Origin of the sequence: Stenotrophomonas sp. TWI169 (genome assembly GCF_039674705.1) — a bacterium.
Lineage (GTDB): Bacteria > Pseudomonadota > Gammaproteobacteria > Xanthomonadales > Xanthomonadaceae > Stenotrophomonas > Stenotrophomonas maltophilia_P.
The window spans coordinates 1-12168 of record NZ_JBDJOB010000002.1 but is presented as its reverse complement, the minus strand read 5'-3'; the positions used below and the strand labels follow the sequence as shown (position 1 = coordinate 12168).

General features: G+C 67.6%; 10 protein-coding genes. 5 read left to right on the top strand and 5 right to left on the bottom strand.

What is annotated here, in order from left to right:
- Positions 1 to 19 precede the first annotated feature (19 nt).
- Positions 20 to 1168, bottom strand: coding sequence for an efflux RND transporter periplasmic adaptor subunit (locus ABE543_RS01815; RefSeq protein WP_111186469.1), 1149 nt, complete (start codon positions 1166 to 1168; stop codon positions 20 to 22).
- Between the two features lie 129 nt (positions 1169 to 1297).
- Here ABE543_RS01815 and ABE543_RS01810 point away from each other — a divergent pair, with 129 nt between their 5' ends.
- Positions 1298 to 2014, top strand: a complete 717-nt coding sequence (locus tag ABE543_RS01810) for a response regulator (RefSeq protein ID WP_180876004.1) — start codon at positions 1298 to 1300, stop codon at positions 2012 to 2014.
- The gene (locus tag ABE543_RS01805) at positions 2014 to 3081 is read left to right on the top strand and encodes an ATP-binding protein (protein ID WP_053519504.1); all 1068 of its coding nucleotides are present in this window, start codon (positions 2014 to 2016) and stop codon (positions 3079 to 3081) included. The genes ABE543_RS01810 and ABE543_RS01805 overlap by 1 nt, the downstream gene beginning before the upstream one ends.
- Here the strand turns inward: ABE543_RS01805 and ABE543_RS01800 are convergent.
- From ABE543_RS01800 to ABE543_RS01790, 3 genes are all read right to left on the bottom strand, one after another.
- Entirely contained in the window at positions 3059 to 4813 is a 1755-nt protein-coding gene (locus tag ABE543_RS01800; protein WP_262218474.1) for a DUF4105 domain-containing protein, read from the bottom strand. The genes ABE543_RS01805 and ABE543_RS01800 overlap by 23 nt on opposite strands.
- Before the next feature lie 145 nt (positions 4814 to 4958).
- The gene (locus ABE543_RS01795) at positions 4959 to 5258 is read right to left on the bottom strand and encodes a DUF2388 domain-containing protein (protein ID WP_053519503.1); all 300 of its coding nucleotides are present in this window, start codon (positions 5256 to 5258) and stop codon (positions 4959 to 4961) included.
- A 62-nt stretch (positions 5259 to 5320) separates the two neighbouring features.
- Positions 5321 to 6709, bottom strand: coding sequence for an FAD-binding oxidoreductase (locus ABE543_RS01790; protein WP_053519502.1), 1389 nt, complete (start codon positions 6707 to 6709; stop codon positions 5321 to 5323).
- Positions 6710 to 6880: 171 nt separating this feature from the next.
- On the opposite strand from ABE543_RS01790, the gene serA reads away from it, so the two are divergent.
- Positions 6881 to 8122 (top strand): phosphoglycerate dehydrogenase, encoded by a 1242-nt coding sequence (gene serA, locus ABE543_RS01785; protein ID WP_111186471.1) that lies wholly within the window; start codon positions 6881 to 6883, stop codon positions 8120 to 8122.
- A 94-nt stretch (positions 8123 to 8216) separates the two neighbouring features.
- Here the strand turns inward: serA and ABE543_RS01780 are convergent, their stop codons facing one another.
- Entirely contained in the window at positions 8217 to 8831 is a 615-nt protein-coding gene (locus ABE543_RS01780) for an NUDIX hydrolase (protein ID WP_081279755.1), read from the bottom strand.
- A gap of 131 nt (positions 8832 to 8962) precedes the next feature.
- On the opposite strand from ABE543_RS01780, the gene ABE543_RS01775 reads away from it, so the two are divergent.
- Positions 8963 to 10438: an amino acid permease gene (locus tag ABE543_RS01775; RefSeq protein WP_053519499.1), complete on the top strand. Its 1476-nt coding sequence runs from the start codon at positions 8963 to 8965 to the stop codon at positions 10436 to 10438.
- A 91-nt stretch (positions 10439 to 10529) separates the two neighbouring features.
- The gene (locus ABE543_RS01770) at positions 10530 to 11957 is read left to right on the top strand and encodes an amino acid permease (RefSeq protein WP_346475215.1); all 1428 of its coding nucleotides are present in this window, start codon (positions 10530 to 10532) and stop codon (positions 11955 to 11957) included.
- Positions 11958 to 12168: the final 211 nt, after the last annotated feature.

The following is a 12168-nucleotide window of genomic DNA, read 5'->3' as shown; positions in this document are numbered from 1 at the left end:
CGGCCGGGTCCTGGCGGACTCAGCCCTGACGACCTGACGGTGCAGCCCCGGCAATGGCGACGGGCCGTGACCAGTCGTGCATCTGGACCACCACGCCCTCCTGCAGGCGCTCCTGGCCTTCGACGACCACCTTCTCGCCCGCCTTCAGGCCATTCCGGACCAGCCACTGCCGATCCACGCTGCCATCGATCTCCAGCGTGCGGATCACCGCCTTGCCGTCACTGCCGACCACCCAGGCGTAGGCCTGACCACCGGCACTGCGCAGTACGGCCTGCTGCGGCAGAACCAGCGCACTGGACGGAGCACCGCGCGGCACTCTTGCCCGTACGTACATTCCGGGCAGCAGCTGGCGCTGCGGGTTGTTCACCAGGATGCGCAGCATCACATCGCCCGTACGCGCATCGACGCTGATGCCGGAGAACAGCAGCTCGCCACGTTCCGACAACGGCCGGCCCGCCGGGCCGATGATCGCCACCGACGACTGTCCACCGCTCGCGGCGCTGCGCTGCAGCGACTCCAGCTGGGACGCAGGCTGGCGAACATCCACGTAGACCTGGTCGATCTGCTGCACCACCGCCATCGGCTCGGCATCGGCCACGCCGACCAGCGCTCCCTCGGTCACCCATGCCTGATCGATGCGTCCGCTGATCGGCGCGCTGACCGTCGCATAGCGCAGGTCCAGCTGGCGGCGGGCAAGAATCGCCCGGGCTTCATTCACCGCGGCGCGCGCCTGCTCGTACTCGGCGCTGGCGTCGTCGCGATGCTGCTGGCTGACGGCCTGCGCCGCCGCCAGGGCGTGCAGCCGCTGCGACTGCACACGGCTGCGGGCAAGCGCCGCCTCGCTGCGCTGCAGGGCCGCCAGCGCCGAATCGACGTCCGCACGGAAGGCCGCCGGATCGATCTGGAACAACGCCTGCCCGGCGGTGACTTCGGCCCCCTGCTCGAACAGGCGACGCTGCACGATGCCGCCGACCTGCGCACGGATCTGTGCGGTACGCACGGCCGTCACGCGGCCCGGCAGCTCATCGTCGCGCTGCACGACCTGTGGGCCGACGGTGACCACACTCACGCGCGGTGCGGGTTCGGGGCTGGCTTCGGGCGAGGAACAGGCCGTCATGGCCAAGGCGAGGACCGCGATCAACGCGGCCGGGGTCCTGAAGGTTCTCATTGCTGTGCACAATGCCGCAGGCGCGGCGGATAGGTCATGAAGCGCGCAGTCTGCGCGGCGATGATGGGGTTTCGATGGAGGAAGTGTGGAGATACGATGGAGGCAAGCACCTTATGGCCTGATCCACGCATGCACGCCTCCACTGCCCTCGCCGCCCTGGTCCTGATCGTGGAGGACGAGGCCGAGATCGCCGACATCCTCACTGCCTATCTTGAACGTGAGGGCCTGCGCACCCTGCGCGCCGGCGACGGCCACAGTGCACTGGACCTGCACCGCAACATGCGTCCGGACCTGGTCCTGCTGGATGTACAACTGCCGCGGCTGGACGGATGGAGCGTGCTGAGCCAGCTGCGCCAGCGCGGGGAAACGCCGGTGATCATGCTGACCGCGCTCGACCAGGACCTGGACAAGCTGACCGCGCTGCGCATGGGTGCCGACGACTACGTGGTCAAGCCGTTCAACCCGGCCGAGGTGGCTGCGCGCGTGCGCGCGGTGCTGCGGCGGACGCTCAGATCCTCACGCGTGGATGCACCGGCGGCACTGCGCATCGGGCAGCTGCTGATCGATCCGGCAACCCATGCCGTGCATGTGGAAGGCGATGGCTACAGCCATGAAGTCCTGCTGACGCTGACCGAGTTCAAGCTGCTGCACTGCATGGCCCTGGCACCGACCCGCATCTTCAGCCGCAGCGAACTGATGCATGAATGCCTGCCTGAGAGTGAAGCGCTGGAGCGCACGGTCGACAGCCATGTCAGCAAGCTGCGCCGCAAGCTGGACGACGTGGGCATGGTCAACATCCCGGCCAGCGTGCGCGGCGTCGGTTACCGCCTGATGGCCGACCGCTGATGCGCCGGTCCGGGCTCAGCCGGCACATCGTCGTCTCGATGTCGCTGATGGTGATCGGCGTCATCGTGATGATGATCCTCTCGTCCTGGCTGCTGTATGCGGTGCTGGTCGAGTTTTCGCCGGCCAGTACGGTCGAGCCGGAAAGCTGGCTGCCCACCGGTCCCGAACTGGCCTGGATGGTCGGTGTCATCCTGACCGGGCTGGCCCTTGCGATCGCCGCATCGTTCCGCCTCGCCCACCGTATCCTGTCCCCGTTGAATTCGCTGGTCGACAGCGTGCGCGCGCTGGCCAGCGGCGACCTGGGCGCACGTGCCAGCGCCGACGGCAACTCTCCCGGCGAGGTCGCCGCGCTGGTCGACGACTTCAACGCGATGGCGCGCCGCCTGCAGCACATGGAAAGCGAACGGATGATGTGGCACGCCGCCATCGCCCACGAACTGCGCACGCCGGTCACCATCCTGCGCGGTCGCCTGCAGGGCCTGGCCGAAGGCGTGTTCCACCCCGACGAATCGCAGTTCCGCAGCCTGCTGGCGCAGGTGGAAGGGCTGTCGCGGCTGATCGAGGATCTGCGCGTGCTGAGCCTGGCGGACAACGCCCGGCTGGACGTGCGCCGCGCCCGTACCGATGTGGTGGCCGAAGTGCACTCGGTGATGACCCTGGTCGATCCCCAGTTCCGCGCGGCCGGCTTCGTGCTGGAACTGGAGACCAGCCGCGAGGAGCACAACGCCCACTGCGATCCGACCCGCCTGCGGCAGGCGCTTCTTGCGTTGCTGGAGAACGCACGGCGCTACGCCAGCCCGGGCCGGGTGCGGATTGCCGTGCATGACACCCCGGGACACGTGCAGGTTGCCATCGAGGATGAGGGCCCCGGCATCGATCCGGCACTGCACGCGGACATCTTCAGCCCCTTCATGCGCGCCGACGGTTCACGTTCGCGCCAGGGTGGTGGCAGCGGCCTGGGCCTGGCCGTGGTCAAGGCCATCGCCGATGCACATGGCGGAAAGGTCTACTGCGCGCCCGGTGGCAGCGGCGGCAGCCGCTTCGTCATCGAACTGCCGCGTCAGTAGGCGTCGCCTGCCGTCGCAGACGCTCACCCAGCACCGCCAGGTTCGCGTCGATGTCATCGAGTTCCCCCCGCTGCGACGCCGGCAGCTGCTGCCGCAGCTGCATGCGCAGGGTCCGCCATGCCGGCACCGCCTGGGCGCTGGCCAGCGCAACGCGGTCGGCCAGCAGTACCTGCTCCTCAGGCAGCGGCAAGCCGTAGCCGCCGTCCGCCAGCAGCTCCCCGGGACGCAGCCACTGCCCGCTCAGGTCCAGCAGTTCACGCAGACTGCGTGCCTCAGCGCTCTCCGGCGCCGCCAGCAGACGGCGCTTCAGCACATCACGCGCGCGCAGCTCCGCGCGTCGCTGCGCGGCCTGTTCCAGCAGCAGCAGGCCAGCACTTGCGCGCAGATCACCCTGCAGCAGCCAGGGGCCGCGCTCGCGCGCGGGCAGATTCAGCCATGCGCGCACGTCGCGCGCCGGCAAGGCGAGCTGGGTGGCAGCCACGGAAAAAAGCTGCTGGTAATGATCACGCGCGGAGGCGAAGTAATACCCCTGGGCCTGCGCACCCGCCCGATCCGCCAGGACCTGGTCGTCCAGAACATGCAGCCGTGCCAGCCGACGCCGCAGTCCCCGCGGGGTGAGCTGGGCGAGCCCGGCCTGGCCGAGCCGGGGCACGCCGGCCTGCAGCAGTTTCGCAGTCTCCACCGCGCAGTTGTTGCTGACGAAGTAGTAGCGTCCGTCATAGGTCCAATGCACCTGCGCGGTGCGTTCCAGCAGGCTGGCGATTTCTTCGCGCTGCAGGCGCAGGGGCAGCGACTGCAGGCCACGCAGCTCGACCTTGGTGTATTCATCCACCACCTGCTGCAGCGGCAGCACGAACAAGCGCGACGGATAGTCGCCGGTCAGGCCACGCCAGTTGGAAATCTGCACATCACCCACGAACGCGCGGAAGGACAGTACGCGGTGATGTTCGAGATCCAGTCGGCACGCTGGTCCCGGCGTCCGGCCCGGCCGGCAGATGACCAGCCGCAGCATGCTGTGGCCCCAGCGGCTCATCGGCTGCCGGCTGCCTTCAGCGAACAGGTAGTCCACCGCATAGACGCGCGCGGGATCCAGCTGCAGCAACGAGGCTGCCCCCTCCTCCGCTTCGGCCTGCAGCAATGGGAGGGTCGCGTGACAGTGCGGGCGTGGCAGCGATGGCGGCGTGCCGAAATGCGCCCGGTACCACTGCGCCAGGGCTGGACGGCGGCAGGCGAACGCACCATCGAGCAGGAAATGCTCGGCATTCACTGCCAGGTACTCGGCCGCATCCGTCAGCTCGTAGGGATCCGGGCTGCGGTCACGGAAATCATTGTCACCGCGGCCCAGATGCCACGGCCTGCGCTGCCAGCCGGACAGATCGCGCCAGCGCGCGCTGCGCGACCAGCCTGCACCGTTGCGGTCGGCAACGTGGGCCAGTTCGTGCACCAGCGCGCTGCGTCGCGCGCGGCGGGCGCCGGGCACCTCCTCATCCAGCAGGTCGCGACGCAGCGACACGCGTCCGCCAAAGGCCCGACCGTGCACATCGGCCGGCAGGGCCTCACTCCAGCGCACCTGCACCTGCGGCGGCAACGCGCGCAGCAGCCCCTCGGGCAGCAGCGACTGCACGTCGGCCAGAGTCTGCCGGGCCAGCCGTTGTTGTGCTGCATCAAGGCCTGCGGGGTCCAGCTGCAGGCGGTCGGTCGCATGCGCCACCGGTATCGCCAGCCACGCCAATGCGATACCCCATCCTGCATGCAGGGCACGCTTGGACAGCGCCGGGTCGCGGCCGGCATCTGCTGCTGCCCGCGTACGCAAGACGTTCAGCCGTGCATCGGCCGGCGCCACGGCAAGCGAAACCGCGGGCGGCATGCGGCCCGGATCAACGCGCCAGCAGGGCGCGCGCCAGTTCCAGATCGCTCTGCTGCTGCGCGGCAGCGTCCTGCTCGCGCAGATGGACCAGCGCGGCCTGCAGGCGCGCGCCACGGATCTGGCCGTCGCTGGCGACAAAGGCCGCGGCATCATCGCGCGCTGCGCGCACGACCTTGTCGTCGCCCGAGCTGCTGCCCGACGAGCCGGACGATGCACCGGTTGCCGAACCGGCCGAGGTGCCGGCGAAGCTGGAAGCGAAGCCGGCCAGCGGCAGGGACAGCAGGGCAATCAGCAGGAACGGTCGGATCATCGGTCGCAGGCCGGTTGAAGGAATGGGTGGAGCGTAACGGGTGCGTGAAGGGTTTGCCCAGATCAGGCGTCGAACAGCTTGCCCGGGTTCAGCCGCCCTTCGGGATCGAACGCACGCTTGACCGCCTTCATCAACGCGATTTCCGCCGGTCCGCGCGTGCTGTCCAGGTAACCCTTCTTGACCAGGCCGATCCCATGTTCGGCCGAAATGCTGCCATCGAAACGCGCCAGCACCTGCGCCAGCAGCTTGGTCACCTGCTCGCACTGGGCAAGGAACTCGGCGTCGCTGGTGTCGTCCGGCTTCAGCACGTTGATGTGCAGGTTGCCGTCGCCGATATGGCCGAACCAGACCACATCGAAGTGTGGATAAGCCTGGCCGATCAGCGCCTGGGTCTCGGCCAGGAATGCCGGCATCGCCGAGATACGCACCGAGACGTCATTCTTGTAGGGCTTGTAGCGCGCCAGTGATTCGGTGATGCCCTCCCGCAGGCGCCACAGCTGGGCCGCCTGTGCGTCGCTGGCGCTGATCACGCCGTCGCTGACCCAGCCGTTGCCCATGCAGTCCTCGAAGGCCGCCATGGCCGCGGCTTCCTGTGCCTCGTCATTGGCAGCGAACTCGGTCACGACATAGTACGGATGCACTTCGTCGAACGGCGCCTGCGCACCATGTGCCAGCACGTGTTCCAGCGCCCGGTCGGTGAAGAACTCGAACGCCTGCAGCTGCAGGCGCGCACGGAAGGCGGCGAATACCTGCATCAGCACCTCGAAGCTGGGCAACGCCAGCAGCATCACGTTGCTGGCCGGCGGGGGATCGGTCAGCTTCACCGTCGCCTCGACGATCACGCCCAGCGTGCCTTCTGAACCGATCAGCAGCTGGCGGAAGTCGTAGCCGCTGGAGTTCTTGATCAGGCCCTTGTTCAATTCCAGCAGTTCGCCGCTGGCAGTGACCACCTTCAATCCGGCGATCCATTCACGGGTGTTGCCGTACCGGATCACGCGGATGCCGCCGGCATTGGTGGCGATGTTGCCGCCGATCGAACACGATCCGCGCGCGGCGAAGTCGACCGGATAGATCAATCCATGCTCCAGCGCGGCGTTGTGCAGCGCTTCGAGCGGCATGCCGGCCTGTACCACCAGGGTCCGGTCGACCGCGTCGTAGGCCAGGGCCTTGTTCATCCGTTCCAGGCTCAGCACCAGTTCGCCGTGGGCGGCTACCGCGCCGCCGGACAGCCCGGTACGGCCGCCGGAGGGCACGACCGCAACCGCTTCGGCCGCGCTCCAGCGCATCACCGCCTGCACCTCCTCGACCGTGGCCGGCAGCGCGATCGCCAGCGGCGCCGGCGTCCAGCGCCGGGTCCAGTCACGACCGTAATGCTCCAGGTCGGATGGGTCGGTCTTCAGCTTCAGGCCGGGACAGGCCTGCAGCAGCGAGGCAATGCGGGAATCGGTCATGTCGGTCCAGCGCGGTGCGTGACGAACGGGCAAGCGTGCCAGTGGCACGCGCCAGCGTCCAGCCCCGCAGTGCCGCACAGATAGCTACGGATGCAACCAATTGCGCACTGCACCATGGGCGGTCCGATCTGGCATAGTGGTCAGCCCCTGTCCCACTGGCCGTGTTGCCCCATGTCGCCGAAGAAGACCTCGTTCCCGAAGCAGGATATCCGCGTGCTGTTGCTGGAGGGGGTCAGCCAGACCGCCGTGGAGGTATTCAGCGCCGCCGGCTACAGCCAGATCGAGGCGCACACCAAGGCGCTGCCCGAGGACGAACTGAAGGCGCGCATCGCCGAGGCGCATATCGTCGGCATCCGTTCGCGCACCCAGCTCAGCGCCGAGGTGCTGGCCGAGGCCAAGCGCCTGATCGCGGTGGGCTGCTTCTGCATCGGCACCAACCAGGTCGATCTGGACGCGGCCGAGCTGGCCGGCATCCCGGTGTTCAACGCGCCCTATTCCAACACCCGCAGCGTGGCCGAACTGGTGATCGCCGAGGCGATCATGCTGACCCGTGGCATCCCGCAGAAGAACGCTGAATGCCACCGCGGCGGCTGGTCGAAGTCCGCCAGCGGCAGCCATGAGGTACGGGGCAAGACGCTGGGCATCATCGGCTACGGCCACATCGGCACCCAGGTCGGCGTGCTGGCCGAATCGCTGGGCATGCAGGTGATCTTCCACGACGTGGAAACCAAGCTGGCGCTGGGCAATGCGCGTGCCGCGGCCAGCCTGGACGACCTGCTGGCACGTGCCGACATCGTTACCCTGCACGTGCCGGAGACCCCGGCCACGCAGTGGATGATCGGCAGCACCGAGCTGGCGAAGATGCGCAAGGGCGCGCACCTGATCAATGCGGCGCGCGGCACCGTGGTCGACATCGATGCGCTGGACGCAGCGCTGGCCAGCGGCCATGTCGGTGGGGCTGCACTGGATGTGTTCCCGGTGGAGCCGAAGGGCAACGGCGACATCTTCGAATCACCGCTGACCCGCCACGACAACGTGATCCTGACCCCGCATGTCGGCGGCAGCACGCTGGAAGCGCAGGACAACATCGGCGTGGAAGTCGCCGCCAAGCTGGTGCGCTACAGCGACAACGGCAGCACCCTGTCGGCGGTCAACTTCCCGGAAGTGACCCTGCCCGAACACGAAGACAGCCTGCGCCTGCTGCACATCCACCAGAACGTGCCGGGCGTGCTGTCCAAGGTCAACGAGATCTTCTCGCGCCACAACGTCAACATCGACGGCCAGTTCCTGCGCACGGACCCGAAGGTGGGTTACGTGGTGATCGACATCACCGCCAGCGAGGAGCAGGCCACCGCGGTGCGCGAAGAACTGGCAGCCATTCCGGGCACGTTGCGCACCCGCATCCTGTATTGATTGAAGGTTCGCCAGGCACGGCCCGGCACTGTCCACACGATCACGGTAGCGCCGGGCCATGCCCGGCGGCCCGCGCATGAGGTGGACGTCCCCGTCAGCGCGCCAACCACCGGCGCGCCATGCGCTGCATCGATTCGTCCGATTCCGGGTCGGCCGCGACTTCGGTCACCGGCCGCCAGGCCAGGTCCAGCGATTCCTCGCTGAGCACGAAGTCCTCGCCACCCAGCGCCCGGATCACGAAGCGCACGTCGTAGTGCCAATGCCCCGGCACGTCCCCGCGTTCGGGGATCCAGTGCTTGTCCAGGTCGAAGATCGCCGGATCGTCCAGCACCAGCCCGGACAGCCCCGACTCCTCCTCTGCCTCCTTCAGCGCCACCCGGGCCAGGTCGCGGTCGCCGTCGGCGTGGCCGCCCAGCTGCAGCCAGCGCTGCAGCTTGCGGTGATGGGTCAGCAGCAGGCGCTGGCCATCGGCGCTGACCAGCCAGCAGCTGGCGGTGAAGTGGCCGGCCAACCGCTCGCGCCGGAACGGATCTTCCGGATCGTCCAGCAATGTGCCGAATTCGGCAGCCAGGGCGTCGTGGGCGGGCTCGAGGCGCGCATGGTCCCGCAGCAGACTGCGCAGGCGATCATCAAGCGCGGCAAGGGTTTCGGCGGTGTGGCTCATGAATGGGGGTGGTTCGGAAAAATACTGTTCATTATCGCCGCTCATTGTTGCGATTGCGCTTGTGCGTTGGCTTCAGCTTTGGCTAAGGTACAGCGGGCCGTTCGCGCGGCCTTCACCATTCAGGGCTGCCGGCAACGTATCGACGGCCCCCAAACCGATCATTAGGGAAGTACTGCATGCTGAAAGCTCTGTTGAGGGTCAAGCCGGTGCAACCGGCCGGGCACGTCGATGCCGGCGAACCCATCGAAGGCAGCCTGGACGGCGAAGCCACGCTGAAACGGACCCTCACGGCGAAACACCTGATCCTGCTTGGCGTAGGGGCGGTGATCGGTGCAGGCATCTTCGTACTGACCGGTCAGGCCGCGGCCAACCACGCCGGCCCGGCAGTGATGCTCTCGTTCGTCTTCGCCGGCATCGCATGTGCACTCGCCGGCCTGTGCTACGCCGAGTTCGCCGCGATGATGCCGGTATCGGGCAGCGCCTACTCCTACTCCTACGCCACGCTCGGCGAGGGCATGGCCTGGTTCATCGGCTGGTGCCTGGTACTGGAGTACCTGTTCGCCTCGGCCTCGGTCGCGGTGGGCTGGTCGGCCTACCTGATCAGTTTCATCACCACCACGCTGCACATGCCGTTCCCTGACGCACTCAGTGCGGCACCGATCGCATGGACCGGCAGCGAGTTCATCTCTTCCGGCAAGCTGTTCAACCTGCCGGCGGTCCTGATCGTCGCTGCGGTCTCGGGCCTGCTGTATGTCGGCGTGACCCAGTCGGCCTTCGTCAACGCCATCATCGTGGCCATCAAGGTCACCGTGATCTGCCTGTTCATCGGCTTCGGCGCCGCCCACATCGATCCGGCCAACTGGCAGCCCTTCATTCCGGAAAACACCGGCGTATCCGGCGAGTTCGGCTGGAGCGGCGTGTTCCGTGCCGCCACCATCGTGTTCTTCGCCTATATCGGCTTCGACGCGGTTTCCACCGCAGCCGGCGAAACCAAGGACCCGCAGCGCAACATGCCGATCGGCCTGCTCGGGTCGCTGGCCGTGTGCACCCTCGTCTACATCATCGTCTGCGCCGTGCTGACCGGCATGATGCCGTATCACCTGCTGGGCACCGACAAGCCCGTGGCCACCGCGCTGGAGCCCTATGCCAGCCTGTCCTGGCTGAAGACCGCAGTCGAGATCGGCGCCATCGCCGGCCTGTCCTCGGTGGTGCTGGTGATGATGATGGGCCAGACCCGCATCGCCTACACGATCTCCCGCGACGGCCTGCTGCCGAAGTTCTTCGGCAAGGTCCATGCCCGCTTCCGCACCCCGTACTGGGCCACGATCGTGGTCGGTGTGATCGCTGCGGCACTGGCCGGCCTGATGCCGCTGAACGTGCTGGGCGAACTGGTCTCGATGGGTACCCTGCTGGCGTTCGCAACCGTATGCATCGGCGTGCTGGTTCTGCGCTATACCCGTCCGGAGCTGCATCGTCCGTTCCGCGTGCCGGTGGTGTGGATCATCTGCCCGCTGGGCGCGGCGGCCTGCCTGTTCCTGTTCTGGCAGGCCTTCGTGGTGCACTGGCATCTGTTCGTCGGCTGGACCGTGCTGGGCCTGCTGATCTACTTCGGCTACGGCATGCGCAACAGCAAGCTGGCCAAGTCCGCCTGAACCTGCGGGCCGGCCCTGCGCCGGCCCGTCTGCTCCTGCCAGTGTTTCCGCCCGCGCACCCACCCGGCGCGCATCGACAAGATCCCCACACATGTTCAAGCAACTCTGGGCCACCAAGCACCCGCATGCCGCCCATGAAGACGCCAATGGCCTGAGCCTGCGCCGCCACCTCGGACCCTGGGGGTTGACCGCCCTGGGCATCGGCGCAGTGATCGGCGGCGGCATCTTCGTCATCACCGGACAGGCCGCAGCCAACCATGCCGGCCCGGCCATCATGCTGTCCTTCGTGCTGGCCGCCATCTGCTGCGCGTTCTGCGCCATGGCCTACGCCGAGTTCGCCTCGATGGTGCCGGTCTCGGGCAGCGCCTATACCTATACCTATGCCACCTTCGGCGAGCTCTCGGCCTGGTTCATCGGCTGGATGCTGGTGCTGGAGTACGGCGTGTCCGCCTCGGCAGTGGCGGTCAGCTGGACCGGCTACTTCCTCAGCCTGCTCAGTCACTTCGACATCCACCTGCCGGCCGCACTGGTGAGCGCACCGCTGGACGGGCAGCTGCGCCCGACCGGCGCGATCGCCAACCTGCCGGCGGCCATCCTGGTGCTGCTGCTGACCTGGCTGTGCTACGTGGGCATCAGCAAGTCCTCGGCCATGAACATGGCCATGGTGGTGCTCAAGACCGGCCTGATCGTGCTGGTGATCGTGGTTGGCTGGAAGTACGTCGATCCGGCCAACTGGACCCCGTTCATTCCGGAGAATCAGGGGCCCGGCAAGTACGGCATGGAGGGCGTGCTGCGTGGCGCTGCCATGGTGTTCTTCGCCTATATCGGTTTCGAGGCGGTCTCGGTGGCGGCCCAGGAGTCACACCGTCCGCAGCGCGACATGCCGATCGGCATGATGCTCTCGCTGGTGGTCTGCACGGTGCTGTACATCGCCATGGCGGCCGTCATGACCGGCCTGGTGCCGTACACCCTGCTCGGCACCGATGAGCCGGTGGTCACCGCCGTCGCGGCGCATCCCCAGCTGGGCTGGCTGCGGGTGGTGGTGGAAATCGGGGCACTGGTCGGCCTTTCTTCGGTCGTACTGGTGATGGTGATCGCGCAGCCGCGCATCTTCATGATCATGGGTCGCGATGGCCTGCTGCCGCCCGTGTTCACCCGGATCCATCCGAAGTACCGCACTCCGCATATCAATACGGTCATCACCGGAATCGGCATCGCCCTGCTGGCTGCGCTGTTCCCGCTGGACGTGCTCGGCGAACTGACCTCGATGGGCACGCTGATCGCCTTCGCGGCGGTGTGTGCGGGCGTGCTGATCCTGCGCCGCACCCAACCGGACCTGCCGCGCCCGTTCCGCATGCCGATGGCGTGGCTGATCTGCAGCCTGGGCGTGCTCAGCTGCCTGGCGCTGCTGTCGACGATGACCATGCACAACTGGATGCTGATGGGCGTGTGGACGTTCTTCGGGTTCGTGATCTATTTCTGCTACGGCTTCCGGCACAGCCGCCTGCGGGTGAAGTAAGGGGTTCTGCATTGCAGGGCCTGCGGCCCTGCACCCGCCGTTGAAGCCGGAGCAACGGCAACAGCAACAGCGGGGCCGAGGGTTTGGCGGGACGGGTTGGGTTCGCGGGGGACGCCGTGAATCCATCCCTGGAGGCTTGGCCGCGGGCTACCTGGCGCGGACACCCCCCCGGACCCCACCCACCCCACCACCCACCGGCAACAGGCGCGGC

Excerpts from the sequence above, each read along its gene's own strand:
- ABE543_RS01815 (WP_111186469.1), bottom strand. The coding sequence starts at position 1,168 with ATGAGAACCTTCAGGACCCCGGCCGCGTTGATCGCGGTCCTCGCCTTG.
- ABE543_RS01810 (WP_180876004.1), top strand. The coding sequence starts at position 1,298 with ATGCACGCCTCCACTGCCCTCGCCGCCCTGGTCCTGATCGTGGAGGAC.
- ABE543_RS01805 (WP_053519504.1), top strand. The coding sequence starts at position 2,014 with ATGCGCCGGTCCGGGCTCAGCCGGCACATCGTCGTCTCGATGTCGCTG.
- ABE543_RS01795 (WP_053519503.1), bottom strand. The coding sequence starts at position 5,258 with ATGATCCGACCGTTCCTGCTGATTGCCCTGCTGTCCCTGCCGCTGGCC.
- ABE543_RS01790 (WP_053519502.1), bottom strand. The coding sequence starts at position 6,709 with ATGACCGATTCCCGCATTGCCTCGCTGCTGCAGGCCTGTCCCGGCCTG.
- serA (WP_111186471.1), top strand. The coding sequence starts at position 6,881 with ATGTCGCCGAAGAAGACCTCGTTCCCGAAGCAGGATATCCGCGTGCTG.
- ABE543_RS01780 (WP_081279755.1), bottom strand. The coding sequence starts at position 8,831 with ATGAGCGGCGATAATGAACAGTATTTTTCCGAACCACCCCCATTCATG.
- ABE543_RS01775 (WP_053519499.1), top strand. The coding sequence starts at position 8,963 with ATGCTGAAAGCTCTGTTGAGGGTCAAGCCGGTGCAACCGGCCGGGCAC.
- ABE543_RS01770 (WP_346475215.1), top strand. The coding sequence starts at position 10,530 with ATGTTCAAGCAACTCTGGGCCACCAAGCACCCGCATGCCGCCCATGAA.